Raw genomic sequence first — 19,915 nt, 5'->3', positions numbered from 1 at the left:
CCCTTCCTTGCTCAGGTGTGCTGTCGATAGACCTGATCGATCAGGCGGAGAGACCTGGTCCCCTCCTCGACGCCGAGCCAGAACGGTGCCGGCTCGGACAGCTGTCGGTAGAAGTCGGCGATGAGCAGCTCGTGCGACGCGCCCCAGTAGGCGCGGCCACCGGGGCCGGTGCGTCGTTCGGCGACCACCTCGGTGCGCCCGTCCGGGTAGCTGACCGTCAGGTCCCCGCGGATCAGCAGGGTCGCCCGCTCGGTGACGATCTCGATGCTCACCGGTGCGTCGTGGACGTTGGTCACGGTCGCGAAGAGCACGCTGCGCGCCCCGCCCGCGTGCTCGAGCAGCAGATGGGCGGTGTCCTCGACGTCGATGTCGCCGCCGAACCCGTACCGGCCGGCGTTGCCACGCACCTCGACCACGTCGCCGAGCAGCCACTCCATCAGGTCCAGCGTGTGGATGGCCTGGTTGATCAGCACCCCGCCGCCGCTGCGCGCGGTCCGGCCGCGCCAGGGTCGGGCCCGGTAGTACTCCCGGTCGCGGTGCCACAGCACGGTGGCCGAGCCGCCGCGCACGGCGCCCAGCTCGCCGGACGCGAGCAGCGTACGGGCGGCCTGGGTGGTCAGGTTGTACCGGTTCTGCAGGCAGACACCGACCTTGACCTCGGGATGATCCTTGGCCGCGGAGATCAGCCGCTCGGCCTGCGCGACGGTGTGGGCCACCGGCTTCTCCAGCAGCACGTGCACGCCGCGCTCCAGGGCGTCGATCGCGATCGGCACGTGCTGGTCGTGTGGAGTGCAGATGTGCACCACGTCGGGGCGTAGGTCGTCGAGGAGATCGCGGTGCTTGACGTACCCCGTCGGGGCCCGACCCGGCTCGGTGTCGCAGACACCCACGAGCTCGATGCCCAGCCGTTCGATCGCGGCGAGATGCACCACCGACACGTCGCCGCAACCGATCACCGCCGCGGTCGCCACTACTTCACCCCGCCGGCGGTCAGGCCCCCGACCAGGTAGCGCTGGAAGGCCAGGTACAGCAGCACGACCGGTGCCGCGCAGATCAGCGAGGCCGCCATCATCTGCGAGTACACCGGCAGCGCGCCGCCCTCCTGCGTCGAGCCGAAGATCTGCAGCGCCACCGCCGCGGTCTGCGTCTCGGGCCGGGTCAGCACCGAGGCGAACAGCACGTCGTTCCAGCCGAGCAGGAAGGCGAAGATGCCCGAGACGACGATCGCCGGCAGGCTCAGCGGGAAGACGATGCGCCACAGGATGACCAGGGTGGACGCGCCCTCGGTGCGGGCGGCCTCCTCCAGCTCGCGCGGCATGCCGCGCAGGTAGGTGACCATCACCCAGGTCGAGAACGGCAGGGCGAACGTGAGGTACGCGACGAAGAGGCCCCACCGGGTGCCGATCACCGTGAGGCCGAGGTAGTTGCCGGCCGAGGAGAACAGCACGAACACCGGCAGCAGCATCAGCGTGCCCGGGATGCTCTGCAGGCCCACCAGGCCGCGCAGGATGGTCAGCCGCCCGAAGAACGCGTAGCGGACCAGCACGTACGCGGTGGTGGTGCCGAGCAGGGCGGAGGCCACCGCGGTGAGCGCGCAGACGACGAGGCTGTTGACGATGCCGGTGGACAGTTCGGCGGTGGTCCAGATCTGGGTGTAGCTCTCGCCGGAGAAGGTGCTCGGCCAGAACTCACCGCCGGCCACGCCCACGTCGGTGTTGAGCGACGCCAGCACGATGTAGAGGATCGGCGCCAGCACCATGGCGCAGAGCAGCACCGTCAGGGTGACCAGCAACGGCCGGGGGAGCAGCCGCTGGGCCTCGGCCGAGGCGGTCATCGTCGGGCTCCTTCCTCGTGCACGTCCAGCCGCACCGCCCGCAGATAGGCGAACAACGGGATGGCGATCAGGATCAGCGAGACCACGGCCATGGCCGCGCTGAGCCCGAACCGCAGGCTCTGGAAGCTGGTGACGTACACCAGCATCGGCATCACGTTGACGTCGTCCGGCGCGGGCGCGCCGAACAGCACGAACGGCAGCGTGAAGTTGTTGATGTGGTTCAGCGTGGCCAGCAGGCAGGCGAGCAGCACCGGCCCGCGCAGGTACGGCAGGATGACCCGACGCAGCTTCGACCACCAGGTCACCCCGTCGACCGCCGACGCCTCGTGCACCTCGATGTCCACCGACTGCAGGGCGGCCAGCGCCATCAGGTAGATGAACGGCCACGCCGCCCAGATCTCCACCAGCACCAGCGTCCAGTACGACTTCGGGCCGCTGAGCCAGAGCCCGCCGTCCACGCCGGCCTTCGCGAGCGTCGCGTTGACGATGCCGTCCGGTTGCAGCATCGTGCGCCACACCGTGGCGACCACGAACGACGGCAGCACGTACGGGATCAGGAACACCGCCCGCACGATCGCCCGGCCGCGGTAGGGGTTCTGGGTGACCAGCGCGGCGGCGATCCCGATCGGCACGGTGGCGACAGTGGCCAGCACGGCGAACGAGACGCTGATCCAGACCGAGTGCAGCAGGCCGGATCCGACCGACTCGACGTAGTTGTCCAGCCCGATGAACGGTGCCTCGATCCACCGGCGCAGGGTGTACTGGTCGAGGTCGATCGCCGAGATCCACAGCGCCAGGACCAGCGGGATCAGGATGACCAGGACCATCAGCACCCCGCCGGGGGTGAGGAGCCACAACGGACGCTGTCGCTCCGTCACGCCCCGGCGGCGCCGCTGGGGCGGCGGCTTCGCCGTCCGCACCTCGGGCGTGAGGGTGCTGTTGACACCCATCTACTTGACCCGGTCCAGTGCCGACTGTGCGGCCTTCTGCGCCGTGGCCAGCCGGCTGTCGATCTGCTCGGGGCTGATCGGGCCGTTGGAGAGGTCCGGGATCGACTGCACCACCGCGTTGGTGAGCGCCAGCTGGATGTCCGCCCAGGCGCCGGTGAACGGGGTGGACACGGACTTCTGCTGCGCCTGGACGACCACCTGCAACTTCGGGTCCGACAGCAACGTCTGCGCCGCGGCGGCGTTCGCCGGCAGTTGGCCCAGCCGCTGGTAGAGGTCCAGCTGTGCGTCCTGGTCGGTGATCAGCTTGACGAACTGGAACGCCAGGTCCTTGTTCTTGGAGTAGTCCGCCACCAGCAGGTTGTCACCGGAGAGGATGCTCGCGGCCTCCACGCCGTTCGCCGGCCGGGTGGTGGCGCCCGGCGGCACGGTGGGGAGCAGGGCGAACTTCCACTTGCCCTTGACCGCGCCGGCGTCGAGCGCCTTCGCCGCGAGCGCGGAGGTCAGCGCCATGTAGCCGGTCCTGCCCTTGGCGAACTCGCCGATCGCCTGCGAGTTGGACCAGCCGACCGCGGCCGGGTTGACCACCCGGTCGGTGGCGAGCCAGCCGAAGTAGGTCTCATAGGCCTTCTGCACCGCCGGGTCCTGGATCCGCGCCGTCTTGCCGTCCACGAGCGGGTTGCCGGCCTGGATCGACATGCCCCAGATGAACTTCCACGGGTCGAAGTTGTCCTTGTACGCCACGGCCAGCCCGTGCTGGTCTCCCTTGGTCAGCCGCTTGGCGTGCTGGGTCAGCTCGTCCCAGGTGGTCGCCGGCTTGTCGATACCGGCCGCGGTGAGCAGTTCGGTGTTGTAGACCATGACGAACGGGCGGCCCACCCACGGGATGCCGACCTGGTTCTGCTCGTCCGGCCCGGAGATGCCCAGCGACGAGGGGATGAACTTGTCCTTGCCGCCGATCTTCTTCCACTCCTCGTCGCCGAGAGTGACGAACGCCTTGGTGGAGTACGCGGTCGGGGTGAACGTGGTGCCGACCGCGTAGACGTCCGGGCCGCTGCCGGAGACCACCGAGGTCTGGATCTTGGTCAGCTCGTCGTTGGCGGTGGCGAACGTCTCCCACTTGACCTCGGCGCCGGTCTGCGACTTGAACCTTTGGGCGATCGACTCCTGCCACGCCTGCTGTTCCGCGGGGTACTGGGTGTTCGCCCCGATCAGCACGTTGAGCGTCTTGCCGGAGCCGCTGGACTCGTCGCCGCCACCACAGGCAGCGAGCGCGGCGACCAGCGCGGTCGCACCGGCCACCGCCACCGCCGCTCGCATCTTCCGGTATCGCATCTGCTGCTCTCCTAGGGGTGTGCCGGTGCGGAGTGAGCCGCATCACTGTTACCGGATGGTTTCCGCATGCCGACGATCGACGCAACGAGTTGCCAGTTGTTGCCACGCCGCCCGAGGCAACAGGTGGCAACCGCTTGCGAACCGATTGCGGTCCGCCCACGCTCGGGCTCATGGCCGCTCTGACGTTGCATCCCGATCGGTTGTTGCCCACCGACCCGGGAGTGCGCTCAATCGCCCGCCGCCTGTACGAGGTGGTCCGCGAACTCCCGATCGTCTCGCCGCACGGGCACGTCGATCCCCGGATGCTGCGTGACGACACCCCGTTCGCGGACCCCACCAGCCTGTTCCTCCAGCCGGACCACTACGTGACCCGGCTGCTGCACGCCGGCGGTGTGCCACTGGCGGCGCTCGGGGTGGGGGAGGAGCCGCTGCCCGAGGACCGGGCGCGGGAGGCCTGGCGGTTGCTGTGCGCCCACTGGGATCTGTTCCGCGGCACCCCCGTGCGCTACTGGTTCGACAGCGAACTGGTGGAGATCTTCGGCGTGACCGAGCGGCCGTGCGCGCATAACGCGGACGCGTTGTACGACCTGATCGCGGGGCAGCTGAGTCAGCCGAGCCATCGCCCGCGAACCCTGCTGCGCCGCTTCGGCATCGACTTCCTGGCCACCACGGACGACCCGGCCGACGACCTCGCCGCGCACGCGGCGCTGCGCGACGCCCCGGACGTCGACGCCACGGTGGCGCCCACCTTCCGCCCCGACAGGTACCTGGAGATCGGCCGGCCGGGGTGGCCGGAGAAGGTCAAGGAGCTGGGCGGCGACGTCGGCGACTACGCCGGGTACCTCGCCGCGCTGGAGGAGCGCCGTCGGTACTTCGTCGCGCACGGCGCGGTCTCCGCCGACCACAGCCACGCCGACGCGGGCACCGAGCCGCTGGAGCGGCACGAGGCGGAGCGCATCTACCGCGCGGCCCGCGCCGGCACGGTCTCGCCGGCGGAGGCGACCGCGTTCCGCCGGCACATGACCTTCGAGATGGCGCGCATGTCGTGCGACGACGGCCTGGTCATGACGCTGCACCCGGGCATCTACCGCAACCACCACCCGGCCACCGCGAACCGGTTCGGCGCGGACACCGGACACGACATCCCGACCGCCGTCGAGTTCACCCACGCGCTGCAACCACTGCTCGCCCGGTTCGGCACCCACCCGGGATTCCACCTGGTGCTGTTCACCGTGGACGCGGAGGTCTACAACCGGGAGATCGCGCCGCTCGCCGGCTTCTACCCGGCGGTGTACGCCGGAGCGCCGTGGTGGTTTCTGGACAACCCGTCCGAGATCCGCTGCTACCAGGCGGCGGTCACCGAGATCGCCGGGTTCTCCCGACTGTCCGGGTTCATCGACGATACCCGCGCGTTCTGCTCCATCCCGGCCCGGCACGACATGTCCCGCCGCCTCGACGCGGGGTTCCTCGCCGGGCTGGTCGCGGCGCACCGGCTGGACGAGGACGAGGCCCTCGACACGCTCACCGCCCTGGTCAGCGACCAGCCGCGCAAGGTCTTCAAGCTGTGACGCCGCACCGGGACGACAGGCCGCCGGTCCGCATCGTCCACCTCGGGCTGGGCGGCTTCTTCCGGGCGCACCAGGCCTGGTACACCGGGGCCGCGCCGGACTCGGCGCGATGGGGGATCGCCGCGTTCACCGGCCGGTCGCGGATGCTGGCCGACCAGCTGACCGAGCAGGACGGGCTCTACACGCTCGTGGTCCGCGGGCCGGACCGCGACGAGATGGCCGTGCAGACCGCGGTGTCGGCCGCGCATCCGGGCACCGACCTGCGCTCGTGGTGCGCGTACCTGTCCGAGCCGGACGTCGCGGTCGTCACGCTGACGGTCACCGAGGCGGCGTACCGGCGGCACCGCGACGGCGGCCTGGACCTCGACGCTCCGGACGTCCGGGCCGACGTCAGCGCGCTACGTCACGGCATCGGGGTGACCACCGTGCCCGGCCGTCTCGTCGCCGGTCTGGCCGCGCGGCGTATCGCCGGCGCCGGGCCCCTCGCCGTGGTCTCCTGCGACAACCTGCCGGGCAACGGCGAGGCCACGGCCCGGGTGGTGCACGACCTGGCCGCAGCGGCCGAACCGGGGCTGGACGGGTGGATCGCCGAGAACGTCTCCTTCGTGACCACCATGGTGGACCGGATCACGCCCCGGACCACGCCGGAGGACGTGCGCGCGGTGGCCGAGCTGACCGGGCACGAGGACGCCGTGCCGGTGGTCACCGAGCCGTTCTCCGAATGGGTGCTCAGCGGCGACTTCCCGGCCGGCCGCCCGATGTGGGAAGCGGCAGGCGCTCGGTTCGCCGACGACATCACCCCGTACGAGACGCGCAAGCTGCTGCTGCTCAACGGTGGGCACAGCCTGCTGGCATACGCCGGCAGCGCGCGCGGGCACGACACCATCGCGGCCGCGGTCGCCGACCCGGTCTGCCGCAGCTGGCTGGACCAGTGGTGGGACGAGGCCGCGCGGCACGTGCCGCTGCCCGCCGTCGAGCTGGCCGACTACCGGACGACCCTGCTTCGGCGCTTCGCGAACCCGCGAATCCGGCACACGCTGGCGCAGATCGCCACGGACGGCTCGCAGAAGCTACCGATCCGGCTGCTGCCGGTGCTGCGCGGCGAGCGGACCGCCGGCCGGATGCCCGCCGGAGGCGCGCGGATCCTGGCCGCCTGGATCGGGCACCTGCGCGGGACCGGCGCGCCGGTGAACGACGCCGGCGCCGGCCCGTACCAGCAACGGGCGGGATCGGCGCAAGACGTGCTGGCGCTGCTCGCGCCGGACCTGGCCGGCGACACGGACCTCATCCATGCGATCGACGAGGCGGGCGCACACCTACCGTTGCGCCCGTGAACCGTTTGGCCGCCGGACGCGGATAACAGGTGGTGCTTCCCGACTCCGCGAAAGGCCCTACATGAAACACCTGCGGCGAGCAAAGGATGTCGATGTCGGTGCGGTGGCGGACGCAGCGATCATCGCTCGGTCCGTGCAGGAACCGGAGATCTTCTCGGCGATCTTCGACCGGCACGCGCCGCACATCCATCGCTACCTCGCCCGGCGTCTCGGCGTGCCGGCCGCGGACGACCTGGTCGACGAGACGTTCCTCGCGGCGTTCCGTCGTCGGGATCGATTCGACGTCACCCATCCGAACGCCCGGCCGTGGCTGTACGGGATCGCCACCAACATCGTCGGCCAGCACCGGCGGAACGAGGAGCGGGAGTACCGACTGCGGCAGGCGTACGTCCCCCTGACGAGCGAGGCGTCACACGCCGACCGGGTCGCCACCGCGGTGACGGCGCAATCGCTACGCCGGCTCCTCCTCGACGCGTTGGCGCTGCTCTCCGACGGAGACCGCGACGTGTTGCTGCTGATCGCCTGGGAGGAGTTGACGTACGACGAGGTCGCCGCCGCCCTGGCGATCCCGGTCGGCACCGTGCGATCACGACTCAACCGAGCCCGCCGGTTGCTCCGTGAGCAGTTGGGCGGCGAACCGGCCAGCACGATCGAGGAGGCACTGAGCAATGGATGAGATGCGACTGCTCCAGCAGGTCGGCGACGAGACCGGGCTGCCGACGGCCGAGCGGTTGGCGCCGGCCCGCACGCGGCTGACGACCGTGATGACCGCGATGGCCGCGCCGTCTCCCGCACTCACGACCTCCACCGTCTCCCCGACGCCTCCTCGTTCGCGGAGACCGGTCTGGCGACTCGTGCTCACCGGGGTGGCGGCGGCGGGCGTGGCGGCGTCGCTGGCTTCGGTTCTGGTGCTTGCGCCGGACCCGCTCGGTGGCAGCACGCCGGCCGCCCGGGCGGATGCAGCCCAGGTTCTCCGGAACGCGGCGGCCGCCGCGCTGGAAGTGCCCGACGTCAGTCCCCGACCGGGCCAGTTCGTCTATTCACGCAGCCAGGAGGGCCCGGGAATCCGGGAGAGTTGGCAGTCGGTGGACGGAACCCGGGATGGTCTGGTCATCGAGACCTCTGCCGCCGGCCGCACGGAAATGGTCGTGCCCGGGTGCCGGAACGGGCGGGCCGCGGTGGTCAAGGGCGAACAGGTGGTGCCGGGCAAGACCGAGCGGTGCATCCCCGCACCCGCCTACCGCGCCGACATGCCCACCGACGCCGCCGCCATGCGGGCCTTCCTGACCGAGCATCGCAGCGGTGAACCAGGCGACGCCAATGCCGCCGGCAAGGACGTCCTCTACTACCTCACCGACAGCTACCTGCGCCCTCGATCCCGTGCGGCGCTCTACGAGGCGGCGGCGACGACGCCGGACCTGCAGGCTGTGGAGCACGTCAAGGATGGCGCGGGCCGATCGGGCATCGGGATCACCTGGCCGTCGACGGGCGGCCCGGGCCAGGTCGTGCTCGTCTTCCACCCCGAGACCTACGCCTTCCTCGGCGTGGGCGGGTCGGCCGGGTCGTCGGCCGTGCTGGCCCTCGCCGTCGTCGACCGGGTCGGTCAGACACCCTGAGTTTCCGCTGACCGGGCGGGCGCCTCGGCGCGCCCGCCCGGTGGCCGCCCGCTCGGTGCCGAGCTGAGCGGCGGTCGTTGCCGCGGTCGAGCGAAGGCTGCCGTCGTCACCGAGGCGGTGTCGGTGCTAGGACTTCCACCCGGGATCGCGGCCGGTGAGCCCGAGGACCCGGTCGAACAGGGGAGCGTCGGCGGGCAGGGAGACCGACGGCCCGAACAGGCCGGGAGTGCCGTCGCTGCTCGCCTGCTGGGACACCAGGCCGTGGACCGTCTCGACAGTACGGTCGTCGACGTCGTATGGCTGCCCGGTCGAGCTGGCGAGATCCCATCCGTGGATGACCAGCTCGTTCAGCGCGACGACACCCATGATCTCGGCCGGCAGCACCACCCCGCCGACCGCAACGTCGCCCTTCCAGGCGGCTGGCTCACGCCATGCGGCAACCAGCTCGTCGAGCTGCGCCGGCAGCCGGGTGCGCCACCGCGGGTCGTGCTCCGCCGCGGCGGGATCGTCCGGGCCGGTCGGCGCGGGGTCGGGCCCCTTCTCGGCGGCTATCCGGAACGCGACCGTCAGCCCCATGAGATGGTGGAGCAGGTCGGCGACCGTCCATCTCCCGCACGGGGTGGGGCGGCCGAGTTGGTCGTCGGTCACCCCGCCCAGCAGCGCGGCCAGCGCGCGGGCCGCCGGCTCGAAGTCAACGGTGTCCTTACTGTCGATCATCGGTCTCTCCTCAATCGTGGACACGTCCGCACGCTACGCGCCGGGACCGACAGGACAGTTCGCATCGCGCAGCGCCACTGCGGTGCGGTGGTCCGGCTGGGTTGCCGGATTCAGTCTTCCCACGGGTACGGGTTGAGGGGCTCGACGTCCCGAAGCCACGCCGGACGTATTCCTCCGGAGTCGGCTGTCGCGCCCCATCCGCACGCCGGGCCGGCCTCCTGGCGGCACCTCTCCCGGGGTGGACGCGCTAGTCCGCGACGTGAATGACGATTTTTCCGCGGAGTTTGGCCGTTTCGAGCGCCTCATAACCCGAGCGGGTCTCCGTGAGGGGCAGCACCCGGTCCACCACCGGCTTCAGTCGGCCGTTGTCGACGAGTTCGGCGATGGAACGCAACGCGTTCGGGTCGGGCGCGACGATAAAGTACACCCCGCGGGCGTCGTGCCGGGCCGCCTCCTGCTGGTCGGGAGGCGTGGAGGGGCTGACCAGGACGCCGCCCGCCTTCAGGACCGACCAGGACCGCGACTGCGTGGGGCCGCCGACGAGATCGATGACGACGTCCACGTCGCGGACGTGATCCTCGAAGCGGTCGTGCGCGTAGTCGATGGCCTGCTCGGCGCCCAGGCCTTTGACGAACTCCAGGTCGGCCGCCGCTGCCGTGGCGCTCACCCGAGCACCGAGACTGGCCGCGATCTGCACCACCTGGCTCCCCACGCCACCGGCGCCGCCCTGCACCAGCACATGTTGGCCGGCTTGCAGACCGGCGTGGTTCACCAGCGCCTGCCAAGCAGCCAGCGCGGACAGTGGGAGCGCCGCGGCATGGTCGTGGTCGACGGTGGCGGGTTTGGCCGCCACGACGGCCGCGGGCAGGGTGACGTACTCGGCGGCGGCGCCATCGCGGGTGAAGGGGATCAGCCCGTAGACGGCCTCCCCTTCGGTAGGGCTCTCGACTCCCGCCCGGGATACCGCGACGACGCCGGAGAACTCGTGCGACGGGATGATCGGCGTACGTTCGGGCCCTGAGCCGTCGGAGCTGTTCGTCCAGGTCGCCGACCAGGTGAGCTCGTGGGGGGTCATGGAAGCTGCCTTGACGGCCACCAGCACCTCACCGGGCCCCGGCTCGGGCCGCGGCGCCTGCTCGTACACGAGCTGTTCCGGGCCGCCCCTGGTGTGAGCTCGCACGGCGTACATCGTGCTCATCCGACGACGTCTCCTTCCCGACCGCATCCAGGTCAGCCCGCGTGCGGCGCCCCCGGCGGAGCCCGCTCCAGGTTGACCCCCCGCATTATCTGGGTGCTGAGCAGCCGGACGCCGGACTTCCGCGATCCTGGCAGTCTCAGCCCTCGGCGTCGTGGCTGGCCGCCGGCAGGCTCGCCACGCCACGGCCCAGCGCGGTCCTGAATTCCCGGTAGAGGTCCGGGCCGAGCGCGTCGGAGAGGTTCTGCTCGATCAGGTTGACCAGGGCGTCGGAGACCTCCATGAGCTCGAGACCACGGTCCGTCGGGATGATCAGCTTTGCCCGGCGGTCGGCCGGGTCCGGCGCGCGCCGGACGTAGCCGAGCCGCTCCAGCTCGTCGAGGATCGCGCCCATCGTCTGCTTGTTCCGCCCGGCGAGCCGGGCCAGTTCGCCGGGTCGGGTGCCCTCGGCGTCCAGGTACGCGAGGACCGCGCCGTGGCGGGGCCTGACGTCGCCGAACCCCTGCTCGGCCGCCCGAGTGAAGATCTCGCGCTGGACCCGTGCGGAGAGTTGGACGGCCAGGATCCCGAGGTCGGGGTCCTGTTCCTTGCGTGTGCTGCGTCTCATAACTTAGTCCAATCATTGGACGGTCCATTACTTGGACTATATCGTCGTCGGCGCCACAGCGGCCGAATCGCGGCCCGCCCAACGGGAGGACGGACAGCCATGACCATTCTGATTACCGGAACGACCGGCACCGTGTCCGGGGAGGTGCTGCGGGAGCTTGCCGGCAAGCAGCCGGTGCGGGCCCTCGTTCGCGACAAGTCGCGCGTGCCTGACGTCGACGGCGTCGACTACGTCGTCGGTGACCTGGACCGTCCCTCCACGCTGGCAGCAGCGTTCGACGGAGTGACGAAGCTGTGGCTGCTGACCGCGATGGGCCCGCTCGCGCCGAGTCAGAGCATGAACGCGCTGTGGGCGGCTCGCCACGCCGGCGTGCGGCACGTCGTCCGGCTCTCCGCGATCGGCGCGGCGCACGATGCTCCCACCCGCAACGGCCGGCTGCACGCGCTCTCCGACGCCGAACTGCAGCACTCGGGTATCGCGTGGACGATCCTGCGACCGAGCAACTTCATGCAGAACCTGTTCGGAACCCTGGCCGGGGACCAGCTCTACGGGGTCTTCGGCGAGGGACGGGTCGGTGTCGTCGACGTACGGGACATCGCGGCGGTCGCGGCCGAGATCCTCGCCGCGCCTGAACGACACGAGGGCAGGATCTACACGCCCACCGGTCCGGAGAGCATCTCGCTGTACCAGGTGGCGGAGGAGTTCACCCGTACGCTCGGACGCCCGGTGCGGTACGTACCGCAGAGCCCGGAACAGACCCGCGGCGGCCTGCTTCAGGCCGGGCTCGACGAGTGGACGGCGGAGGCGCTCACCGAATACCGGGTTGCCTACGGCTCCGGGTGGGGCGACTTCACCAACGACCATGTCGCCAGCGTCACCGGCCGGTCGCCGCGGAGCATCGCCGAGTTCGTCCGCGACCACCACGAGCGCTTCGCCACCGCCTGATCCGGGCCACGGCCCCGAGTTGCCGCCTCCCCGGAAGCGGGCCCGGCGTGGCCTGTGCGCAGGCTGCCGCCGGGCCCGCTGGGGGCCGCGTCCATCTCGCCAACCGTCAGGCGGTGCCGGGCTCGGGCACCGCACAGCCGTCCGGGGTGCAGATGCCGTCGGCTTCGGAGACGACGGGCAGCGGCTGCGGCGTGGGGTGAGCTTCGGCCCATGCCTTCGTGATCGCGGCGAGCAGGTCTTCGGTGCCGATGGCGCCGGGGACGGCGAAACGGCGGTCGAAGACGAGGAAGGGCGCGCCGCGGGCGCCGAGGCGCTCGGCCTCGCGCTGGTCGGCGGCGACTCGGGCCCGATAGCGGCGGCTACGTAGAGCCTCGGCGGCACCGGCCGGGTCCAGGCCCACCTCGGCGGCGAAGTCGAGGACCTCCTCGGTGGTCCACAGTTTGCGGGCCTGCCCGAAGTGCGCGCGGAACATGGCGGTCCAGATCTCGTTGCCACGGCCCTGGTCGGTGGCGTAGGCGAGCAGTTCGTGAGCCAGGTCGGTCGGGCCCAGCGTGCGATCGACCGCGTGATAGGGCGTCAGGCCCTCCGCCTCGGCGGCTCGCTCGATCGGGCGCAGGACGCGGTCCACGGTCGACGCGGGGGCGCCAGCCATCTCGATCAGCTCGCTCTGGCTGACGCCCTCGCGCGGCAGGTCCGGGTGTAGCTGGAACGACCGGTGGATCACCTGGACCTGCTCGCTGTGCCCGAACCGGTTCAGCGCCTGGTGCAGGCGGTGGTCCATCAGCCCGCAGTACGGGCAGACGACGTCCGACCAGAACTCGATCTTCATGGGGTCCTCTCTCATTTCTTACTCGCTGTTCGTAACCCCATCGTGCATTAGAATCGGGGCGCCACAAAAGGCACATTCATGTGCGTAGCGACCGACTGGCGGAGAGGCGGCGAGCATGAGCGCGGAGGATCTTCGACGGAGACGGACCAACGTCCGGGCGAACGTCCGGGCCGTGCCGGGGCCCTGTGCGCACTGGAACGACGAGGACGCCGACTTCATCCGCGAGGTCCTGGATCTTGTCGGCGACAAGTGGAGCGTATTGATCATCGGTACGCTCGCCGACCGCCCCATCCGCTACTCGGACCTGGCCGACGCGATCCCCGGCATCTCCCAGCGCATGCTCACGCTGACCTTGAAGCACCTGCAGCGCACCGGACTCGTCACGCGGACCTCCTACCCTGAGGTCCCGCCCCGCGTCGAGTACGCCCTCACCGAACTCGGCACCTCGCTCCTGTCCACCGTCCTGGCGCTGGCCGCCTGGTCAGCCGAGCATCACACCGAGATCCGCCGCCATCAGACCGAATACGACAGCGCCAGCGCAACGGAGAAGCACGGACTGCGACGCGTCACGGACGGTCTCACCACCGCCGACAGCGGTGAGTTGCCAACCCGTCGACTGTCCTGATCGGTCTGCCGGCCGGCCGCGGCGTGCTGCTCGCGGAACTCGACGGCATCCGGCTGTCCCGCCGCCTGCGCCGTCTGGTGCTCGACGCGGCCGACCTCAGCCCGGACGCGGTCCGGAGCTGGGCGATCGACGGTTCACTACCGTCGGGCGCCGACGCCGGACCGTGGCTGATCAGGCTCGCCGGGGCGGTGCAGGTGCTCCTCGAGGAGTGAGTGTCACATACCTATCGCTTCCGGATGCCGTCTGCCGTGGCTAGAACGTGCGTAGCCATTGGCGGAGACGGTCGAGAGGCTCACGGGCCTCGAGCGGCGGGACGGCCCGGCGCAGTTCCTCGACCGTGGCGGGGCGGGCATTCAGCGCGGCCTGCCGCAGCAGCGTGCGGTCGGCCCGCAGCCCGCCCGTGATCCGCACGTTCACCTCATCGCGCCGCATGACATACCCGTGGCTGTCCTCGTTCCGGACGTAGGTGAGCCCGGCGCCGTCCGGAGTGCACTCGGTGGTGCGGAAGCAGATGTCGTCGCTGCCCGCAAAGCTCACGTCCAGCGAGATGGAGACGCTCTGCGCGCCGTTGCCGGTCTGGTCGGCGGGCGCGTAGAGCATGCCGGGCGGGATCCCGGTGACCTGCCCGACGTATCCGGGGATCGTCGCGGCGTAGTACCCGCCGGTCTGCGTCTGGGCATCGCCAAGCTCTTCGGGTGTGGCCAGGCGCAGGCTCAGCGCCGCGGCCCGCAGCAGGTCGTGGTCGACCGCCGGGGTTCCGACGACCGTGACGTACCGGCGGCCGACGGACACCTGGTAGCCGTGCTGGATCTCGTTGTGCCGGTAGACCAGACCGTCCTTCTCGACCGTGCAGGACCCCCAGGTCAGTCGCGAGTCCTGGGCGGTCGGCTGCGCACACATCTGCTCGCCCGCGCTGAGCCGGTCGTACGCGTTGATGCTGATGTACCGGTCCGGCGGGACCGCGTCCGGGTCCTCGGGGCGGAAGCGCGAGCCGCCCAGCCGGTTGCCGTAGTCGCGATCGTCTGTGGGCAGGTAGCCGGGGATGGCGACCGCGTAGGCGGTCTCCCGGTGGACGCCGGCGACGACCAGCCGTCGTTCGAACTCGTCCGGCGGCTCCTGGCGCAGCACCGCCACGGTGGCGCCGACCAGCACCACGCTCAGCCCGAGCGCGATGGCGCTGAACCGCCAGCCGCGCAGGAACAGCCCGGCCGCCAGGACGAACGGAACGCCGCCGAGAAGGAACCTCAACGGCGGGTTGCTGCTCACCCCGAGCCCGGCGACGTCGGTGACGGCCCACCCGGCGGCCCAGCCGACCGTGCCCAGGCCCGTGACGAGCAGCGCCCAGAGCACTCGACGACCGCCGGTCGCCCCCAGGACCGACACGTCACGCGTGGCTGCGATCACCATGATCAGGTAAGCCAGGACGGCCAACCCGGCCACGAGGGCCATGACGGCTATCAGGCCCGCGGCACCGGCGAGCGCCGCGACCAGCAGCGCCTGCCACATCGTCGGCAGTGCGACCGCCCCCACCGCCCAGACCGCGCCGAGTTGGATCGCGACAACCACCGGCTTCGACGCCTTGAACTGGAGCACCCTCCAATCCTGCCCAGCCGGCCGTGATCGCGTAGCCCGCCGCATACCCGGTCCCGGCTGAGTACGGGTACTCAGCGAGCCGCCAAGACCGTCAGACAGTTGGCCGCACCGTCATGCGCCCCTCGGCTCGCTGCCCTACTCGATCGGGGCCGGCCGTACGAATCCGGTCACCATGGCGGCGAGCCCTTCGGCGAACCAGCGGTCGTAGTATTCGGTGGCCTCCGGCGTCTCGACCGCGGTGGCCGAGGTCCCCGGTGGTGTGCCGACCTGGGCGAGGGCGTGTCCGAGCACGAAGACGGCCACCGACTGGACCGCGGTCAGCGCGTGCGTCCGGGGTACGCCTTCCGTGTCGGCGCGGTCGAGGACGACCTGGATGAGTGCGAGTCCGGTGTGGACGTCCATCGGATGGGTCGCCAGCAGTGGTACCGCACGAGGGTGATTGAGCAGCATCTGGCGGTAGGCGGTCGCGAAGGCGGTGAGGCTCTCGGCCCAGGACCGGCCCGGATCGAGATCGGTGATCGCCTCGGTCGCCAGGTGGTTGACGACGGCGGCGAGGACGGCTTCCCGGTTGGGCAGGTGACGGTAGAGCGACATCGCCGCGACTCCCAGTTCGGCGCCGAGGCGACGCATGGTCAGCGCCTCCAGGCCATCGGCGTCGATCACCGCGAGAGCCGCGGAGACGATGTCGTCGCGGCTCAGCTGTGGCGGGCGACCGCTGCTGCGGCGGGCCGGCCGGGGTTCTCCTGTCGTGGCCATCTCCTCATCGTGACAAGAACGGTGGCGGTCAGCATCGCCAGGGTGAGCAGCCCGACGACGGCGTGTTGCAGATCGACGACGACGTCATGGCCGGCGGTGGGCCAGAACCGCAGGGTCTGGGCGTAGTACTCCTGGAACTCCACCCGCTGGGTGGGGTTGGCGCCGCCGAAGTACGGGATCCACCAGCTGGTCACGTGCCCGATGAGGCAGAGCGCGCTCAGCGCGACCGCCGCGATGCGGGACCAGTGCCGATCGAGCGCCATACCCGCCGCGATCAGCAGCGGGAAGGGGTAGTTCGCGATGGCCGCGATCGCGCGATCTCCGGCGGGAATGGCGGCGAGGTCGTTGAGCGGAAACATCGGCACCCAGTCGGTGAGCGCGAGCCACGCGAGCCAGGCGAGTGGAGCGGCGACGGCGAGCTTCTTCATCGGACCTCCCGAGTTTGCGTACGACGTAAGCTTACGATGTAAGCAAATTAGCCCGGGAGGGCCGGCAAGTCAAGACGTACGGGGTGCGGCATCGCTCGCCGGGGCAGCGCCACGCGACGGTTACCTGGCAGCGAGACGGCGAGGGTCAGCTCGATGAGCAGCGTCGATCACTCACACCCCGCCGGAGAGGTAGTCCTTACGGCGCTGCGGTTCGAACTTCTCGATCGCGTACCGCAGCATCACCCGCGGCATGGCCCGGTACCGTCCGGCGAGGAACTCCTCCTCCGCCGCTCGGTCACGGTTGCCCACCTCGCGCAGCATCCAGCCCACCGCCTTGTGGACGAGGTCGTGCGGGTCGTGCAGGAGCCGTTCGCTGAGGCGGAAGGTCCAATGGAAGTCGCCGGCTCTGATGAAGGCGAAAGTCGCCATGATGGCGATGCGCCGGTCCCAGACCAGGTCTGACCCGGCCAACCGGTCGAGCACGCTCCGGTCCTTGTCGATCAGCCAGGGGCCGACGATGTACGGCGCGGACGAGTCGACCAGATCCCAGTTGTTGACGCGGTCGGTGTTGGCCAGGAGAACGCCGAATATCTGACCCCGTTCCTTCTCGTCTCCCTTGGCGAACTTTCGCACCAGGATGAACAGGGACGTCAGGCGCTCCTCGTGCACGCCGCTGGTCAGCAGCTCGGCCGTGTCGGCCAGGGAGAGGTCACGCCAGTACCGGGCGGCCACTTTGCGCTGCTCCGGCACGGAGACGCCGATGGCCCGGTCGCCCTCGCCGTACCCGCCGGGAACCATCTGCAGAAATCGGCTCAGTCCCTGCGCGCGACGTGGATCGGCGAGGCTGGCGAGTTCCTGACGGACGTCGGCGGTCGTGGCCATGACTCTGCAACCTACCGCGACGCCAGGCCCTTCATCGCGAACTCGCGGACGGGCCGTGCGCGGGGGAGTGGTCAGGTGGACACTGTCCACTAGGCTCTGCGCGTGTTCACCCTCGTCGAGAAGCTGGCGGAGATCTTCGCCAACTACGGTGCACGCCTGCTGGATCGCCGCAGGACGGGGCGAGACTCGGACGTGGCGCGCCACCTGCTCGGCATCGTGCTTCTGTTGCAGGACCTGTGTCTGCGTGGCGACCGCGTGCTGGCCCTGGCCGGGCAGCTCGGCGACGGCGCCGCCGACGCGGCGACGGAGGCCGAATTCGGCCAGGTGATGGCCGAGCAGGTCGAGTCCGTCGGGAAGCTGCGCCAGGCGATCGGTGACTCGCGCATGCTGCTCAACACCGTCGACGCGGGTCTCTACCTCGAGCTGGCACCCTTCCTGGACGTCAAGTCGGGCCTGCTGACCCGGTGGGAGCAGCAGCGCCGGACGAGCACGTTCTCGACCACCACGCTGTTCTTCCTACCGGCGGCGGCAGTGGACCGGGTGGCGGGCGTGGGGAAGGAGGGCGAAGCCCTCGCCGTGCTGTCGTCGGACCGGGCCGACTACGTCATGATCCTGGCCGAGACGCTGCGCGAGACGCGTACGGGCGAGGTGCGGGACATTCGCCGGGTCAACCCGGAGCAGGCACAGCGGCTGCGCAGCGACATCGACGGCGCCCGGGCCGAGCTGGCCCGCGCGCGCGAGCTGTGTGCGCAGGTGGCGTCGTCGGTGGAGCAGACCGTAGGCGCCGATGCGATGGCCAATCTGCGCCGGTCGTTGCTGCGCGGTGCTGAGAAAGCCCGGCCTGCGCAGTGACGATCTCCAGCCAGCCTGTCGACGCCGGCGGCGTCAGGTGAGGTCGCGGGTGACCCGGTAGAGCTCCGGGTCGCGAGGGTAGACGCCGACCCGGGCCAGGGCGTACGCCCCGATGCCGGTGGCGCGCAGGGTGACCCGCTGGAGGCCGAGCAGGGCAGCCAGCTGCTCGGTGTTGAACATCAGGCGCTGGAACAGGCCATTGCCCACCCGGTCGGGAATTCGGATCTCGTCGATGGCAAGGTCGCGGTCGGCGAAGACGAACGAGGTCTGCAGGAACGCCCGACGGCCGTCGCTCAACGGGATCCACAGGTCGATGTTGCCACCGCCGTCGGGGTAGAGGGCCACATCTGCGGTGGCGTCGGACACGCCGCGGGTGAGGGTGGCGTGGAAGGTCGCCGGGGTGATCGGCACCCAGCGCCGCCACGCCGCGACGAACTCGTCGTCCAGGCCCACCACGCTCATGCCGGGCTCCAGACGCTGGAAGTCGACCACGTCGACGCGGGCCGCGTCGGGGCGCTCGTCGCGAACCGAGGTCAGGGTCGAGGGCAGATCCGGCAGCTGTGTCGCCTCGGCCAGCAGGCCGTCCCACAGCGGATCCGGGCGCCACGGCGGCAGGAACACGCTGTCACCGACCTGCCGCCAAGCCCGGTCCCACCAGCCCACCGCGGCCACCGGCCGCAGCCCGAAGCGGGCCGCGCCCAGAATGAAGCAGCGCACCAGTAGGAACGTCCCCGCGAGCGTGTCGTAGTTGATGTGCCCTGCCTGCACCCGACGGCCCTGCGCCTCGGCCTCGCGGAGCATCTCCGTGTACGCGACGAGCGGCGGCATCTCGGCGACGGCGTACCGCATCCGGGTGTCCAGGACCGTGTCCGGGCTCGCGGGCTGAAACACCACGTCGGTCCCGGTGATGATGAGCGGCCACAACTCCCCGCCAGCGCCGACCGCGAATTCGAGCGCCGGTGCGCCGTCGGGTGCGTAGATCGGCCTGACCCGCCGTACGTCGTCGGCGACGAAGTGGACGCTGTCGCCGAGCGCCGGTACGTGGACCGTCATCCGGTTCTGCAGCGCGGTCGCTCGCACCTCGGGAACGAACGTCAATGCGGCGGAAATCTCGTCGGGGGTCACGCCGAGTCATCGTACGTTTTCCCGGCCCCGATCACTGCCCTCGGCCTTCGACGACGCCACGTCCATCGTCGTAGCGACGGGGATCCGGTGGACCGGTCACCCTGCCTGATGGACCTACGGCGCGGGCCCACGGAGAGGGGTTCGCCCCGGAGCGCGTATCCCGTCCAGCAGGATGGTGACGACTCGACGCCACCCGTCCGGCCCCGCGTCGACGCCGAGGCAGTGGTCGGTGTCCAGCGGCGCGCGGGAGCAGATCAGCGTCCTCCCAGGTGACGTCCGCACGCAGGTGGCCCGCCGCGCGCGCCCGCTCGGTCAGCTGGGCGACGGCATGCTGCAGTGCGGCTGTCCGCTGCGCGAGCTCGGGCGTGGGTGGCCTCTCGCACGCTGCGGTGACCTCGGCCAGGCCGCGACTGTCCCGGTGGGCTCCAGCCAGCTCCATCACGAACTCCGCCAGCCCGTCCCACGCGTCGGCGCGCTCCAGGCAGACCTGAGCGGTCTCGCACAGCTCGTCGTAGAGGCCGAGCACCACGTTGTCGAGCAGCGCCTCCTTGGTGCCGAAGCGCCGGTACAACGTGCCCACGCCCACGCCCGCCGCCGTCGCGATGTCCAGGGCTGAGGCGTCGAGCCCGCGGTGCTCGCCGCGCCCGCCCCGGACCGGGCGGAGGTAAACGCCGCCGGCTACTTCGGCGCACCGAAGTTCACCTCCGACGTCGACGCGGCCCGGATC

At 70.8% G+C, this 19,915-nt stretch carries 22 protein-coding genes; 8 read left to right on the top strand and 14 right to left on the bottom strand.

The window, feature by feature from the left end:
- Positions 1–11: 11 nt before the first annotated feature.
- Genes AB0C04_RS15135 through AB0C04_RS15120 form a run of 4 tightly spaced genes read right to left on the bottom strand, consistent with a single transcriptional unit; the run spans position 12 to position 4,116 of the window.
- The gene (locus AB0C04_RS15135; RefSeq protein ID WP_357053854.1) at positions 12–971 is read right to left on the bottom strand and encodes a Gfo/Idh/MocA family oxidoreductase; all 960 of its coding nucleotides are present in this window, start codon (positions 969–971) and stop codon (positions 12–14) included.
- Positions 971–1,834 (bottom strand): carbohydrate ABC transporter permease, encoded by an 864-nt coding sequence (locus tag AB0C04_RS15130; protein ID WP_357053852.1) that lies wholly within the window; start codon positions 1,832–1,834, stop codon positions 971–973. The genes AB0C04_RS15135 and AB0C04_RS15130 overlap by 1 nt, the downstream gene beginning before the upstream one ends.
- Positions 1,831–2,784, bottom strand: coding sequence for a sugar ABC transporter permease (locus AB0C04_RS15125; RefSeq protein WP_357053849.1), 954 nt, complete (start codon positions 2,782–2,784; stop codon positions 1,831–1,833). The genes AB0C04_RS15130 and AB0C04_RS15125 overlap by 4 nt, the downstream gene beginning before the upstream one ends.
- A complete protein-coding gene (locus tag AB0C04_RS15120; RefSeq protein WP_357053846.1) occupies positions 2,785–4,116 on the bottom strand; it encodes an extracellular solute-binding protein in 1,332 nt (443 codons plus the stop codon).
- Positions 4,117–4,286: 170 nt separating this feature from the next.
- On the opposite strand from AB0C04_RS15120, the gene uxaC reads away from it, so the two are divergent.
- From uxaC to AB0C04_RS15100, 4 genes are all read left to right on the top strand, one after another.
- Positions 4,287–5,684: a glucuronate isomerase gene (gene uxaC / locus AB0C04_RS15115; protein WP_357053843.1), complete on the top strand. Its 1,398-nt coding sequence runs from the start codon at positions 4,287–4,289 to the stop codon at positions 5,682–5,684.
- Positions 5,681–7,018 (top strand): mannitol dehydrogenase family protein, encoded by a 1,338-nt coding sequence (locus AB0C04_RS15110; protein WP_357053840.1) that lies wholly within the window; start codon positions 5,681–5,683, stop codon positions 7,016–7,018. Before uxaC ends, AB0C04_RS15110 begins: the two co-directional genes overlap by 4 nt.
- A 61-nt stretch (positions 7,019–7,079) precedes the next feature.
- Positions 7,080–7,694 (top strand): RNA polymerase sigma factor, encoded by a 615-nt coding sequence (locus tag AB0C04_RS15105; RefSeq protein WP_357053837.1) that lies wholly within the window; start codon positions 7,080–7,082, stop codon positions 7,692–7,694.
- On the top strand, positions 7,687–8,634 hold the full coding sequence (locus tag AB0C04_RS15100) for a CU044_5270 family protein (RefSeq protein ID WP_357053834.1): 948 nt from the start codon (positions 7,687–7,689) through the stop codon (positions 8,632–8,634). The genes AB0C04_RS15105 and AB0C04_RS15100 overlap by 8 nt, the downstream gene beginning before the upstream one ends.
- 126 nt (positions 8,635–8,760) lie before the next feature.
- On the opposite strand, the gene AB0C04_RS15095 is transcribed toward AB0C04_RS15100, so the two are convergent.
- From AB0C04_RS15095 to AB0C04_RS15085, 3 genes are all read right to left on the bottom strand, one after another.
- Positions 8,761–9,351 carry a TIGR03086 family metal-binding protein gene (locus AB0C04_RS15095; RefSeq protein WP_357053831.1) on the bottom strand — a complete coding sequence of 197 codons (591 nt, stop codon included), beginning with the start codon at positions 9,349–9,351 and terminating at the stop codon, positions 8,761–8,763.
- Between the two features lie 247 nt (positions 9,352–9,598).
- Positions 9,599–10,549 carry an NADP-dependent oxidoreductase gene (locus tag AB0C04_RS15090; protein ID WP_357053828.1) on the bottom strand — a complete coding sequence of 317 codons (951 nt, stop codon included), beginning with the start codon at positions 10,547–10,549 and terminating at the stop codon, positions 9,599–9,601.
- A gap of 136 nt (positions 10,550–10,685) precedes the next feature.
- Positions 10,686–11,153: a MarR family transcriptional regulator gene (locus tag AB0C04_RS15085; RefSeq protein ID WP_357053825.1), complete on the bottom strand. Its 468-nt coding sequence runs from the start codon at positions 11,151–11,153 to the stop codon at positions 10,686–10,688.
- Positions 11,154–11,252: 99 nt separating this feature from the next.
- Here AB0C04_RS15085 and AB0C04_RS15080 point away from each other — a divergent pair, with 99 nt between their 5' ends.
- The gene (locus AB0C04_RS15080) at positions 11,253–12,098 is read left to right on the top strand and encodes an NAD(P)H-binding protein (RefSeq protein ID WP_357053822.1); all 846 of its coding nucleotides are present in this window, start codon (positions 11,253–11,255) and stop codon (positions 12,096–12,098) included.
- 106 nt (positions 12,099–12,204) lie between these two features.
- Here the strand turns inward: AB0C04_RS15080 and AB0C04_RS15075 are convergent, their stop codons facing one another.
- A complete protein-coding gene (locus AB0C04_RS15075; protein ID WP_357053819.1) occupies positions 12,205–12,942 on the bottom strand; it encodes a DsbA family oxidoreductase in 738 nt (245 codons plus the stop codon).
- 100 nt (positions 12,943–13,042) lie between these two features.
- Here AB0C04_RS15075 and AB0C04_RS15070 point away from each other — a divergent pair, with 100 nt between their 5' ends.
- Together AB0C04_RS15070 and AB0C04_RS15065 are read left to right on the top strand one after the other, a co-directional pair.
- Positions 13,043–13,552, top strand: coding sequence for a helix-turn-helix domain-containing protein (locus AB0C04_RS15070; RefSeq protein ID WP_357053816.1), 510 nt, complete (start codon positions 13,043–13,045; stop codon positions 13,550–13,552).
- Between the two features lie 23 nt (positions 13,553–13,575).
- Positions 13,576–13,764, top strand: coding sequence for a hypothetical protein (locus AB0C04_RS15065; RefSeq protein WP_357053813.1), 189 nt, complete (start codon positions 13,576–13,578; stop codon positions 13,762–13,764).
- Between the two features lie 40 nt (positions 13,765–13,804).
- Here AB0C04_RS15065 and AB0C04_RS15060 read toward each other — a convergent pair whose 3' ends face one another.
- The 4 genes from AB0C04_RS15060 to AB0C04_RS15045 all read right to left on the bottom strand — a co-directional run bounded on the left by AB0C04_RS15060 (position 13,805) and on the right by AB0C04_RS15045 (position 17,211).
- Positions 13,805–15,145 carry a hypothetical protein gene (locus AB0C04_RS15060; RefSeq protein ID WP_357053810.1) on the bottom strand — a complete coding sequence of 447 codons (1,341 nt, stop codon included), beginning with the start codon at positions 15,143–15,145 and terminating at the stop codon, positions 13,805–13,807.
- Positions 15,146–15,280: 135 nt separating this feature from the next.
- Positions 15,281–15,901 carry a TetR/AcrR family transcriptional regulator C-terminal domain-containing protein gene (locus AB0C04_RS15055; protein WP_357053807.1) on the bottom strand — a complete coding sequence of 207 codons (621 nt, stop codon included), beginning with the start codon at positions 15,899–15,901 and terminating at the stop codon, positions 15,281–15,283.
- The gene (locus tag AB0C04_RS15050; RefSeq protein WP_357053804.1) at positions 15,841–16,329 is read right to left on the bottom strand and encodes a hypothetical protein; all 489 of its coding nucleotides are present in this window, start codon (positions 16,327–16,329) and stop codon (positions 15,841–15,843) included. The genes AB0C04_RS15055 and AB0C04_RS15050 overlap by 61 nt, the downstream gene beginning before the upstream one ends.
- A gap of 171 nt (positions 16,330–16,500) precedes the next feature.
- Positions 16,501–17,211, bottom strand: coding sequence for a DNA alkylation repair protein (locus AB0C04_RS15045; protein ID WP_357053801.1), 711 nt, complete (start codon positions 17,209–17,211; stop codon positions 16,501–16,503).
- 102 nt (positions 17,212–17,313) lie between these two features.
- On the opposite strand from AB0C04_RS15045, the gene AB0C04_RS15040 reads away from it, so the two are divergent.
- Entirely contained in the window at positions 17,314–18,063 is a 750-nt protein-coding gene (locus tag AB0C04_RS15040; protein ID WP_357053798.1) for a hypothetical protein, read from the top strand.
- 33 nt (positions 18,064–18,096) lie between these two features.
- On the opposite strand, the gene AB0C04_RS15035 is transcribed toward AB0C04_RS15040, so the two are convergent.
- Both AB0C04_RS15035 and AB0C04_RS15030 read right to left on the bottom strand, forming a co-directional pair.
- Positions 18,097–19,188: a hypothetical protein gene (locus AB0C04_RS15035; RefSeq protein WP_357053795.1), complete on the bottom strand. Its 1,092-nt coding sequence runs from the start codon at positions 19,186–19,188 to the stop codon at positions 18,097–18,099.
- 31 nt (positions 19,189–19,219) lie between these two features.
- The gene (locus AB0C04_RS15030) at positions 19,220–19,774 is read right to left on the bottom strand and encodes a TetR/AcrR family transcriptional regulator (protein WP_357053792.1); all 555 of its coding nucleotides are present in this window, start codon (positions 19,772–19,774) and stop codon (positions 19,220–19,222) included.
- Positions 19,775–19,915 lie beyond the last annotated feature (141 nt).

It is taken from the genome of Micromonospora sp. NPDC048909 (assembly GCF_040649635.1).
GTDB lineage: Bacteria > Actinomycetota > Actinomycetes > Mycobacteriales > Micromonosporaceae > Micromonospora.
Note: the sequence above shows the minus strand (reverse complement) of the source record. Positions and strands in the feature narration are given on the sequence as shown.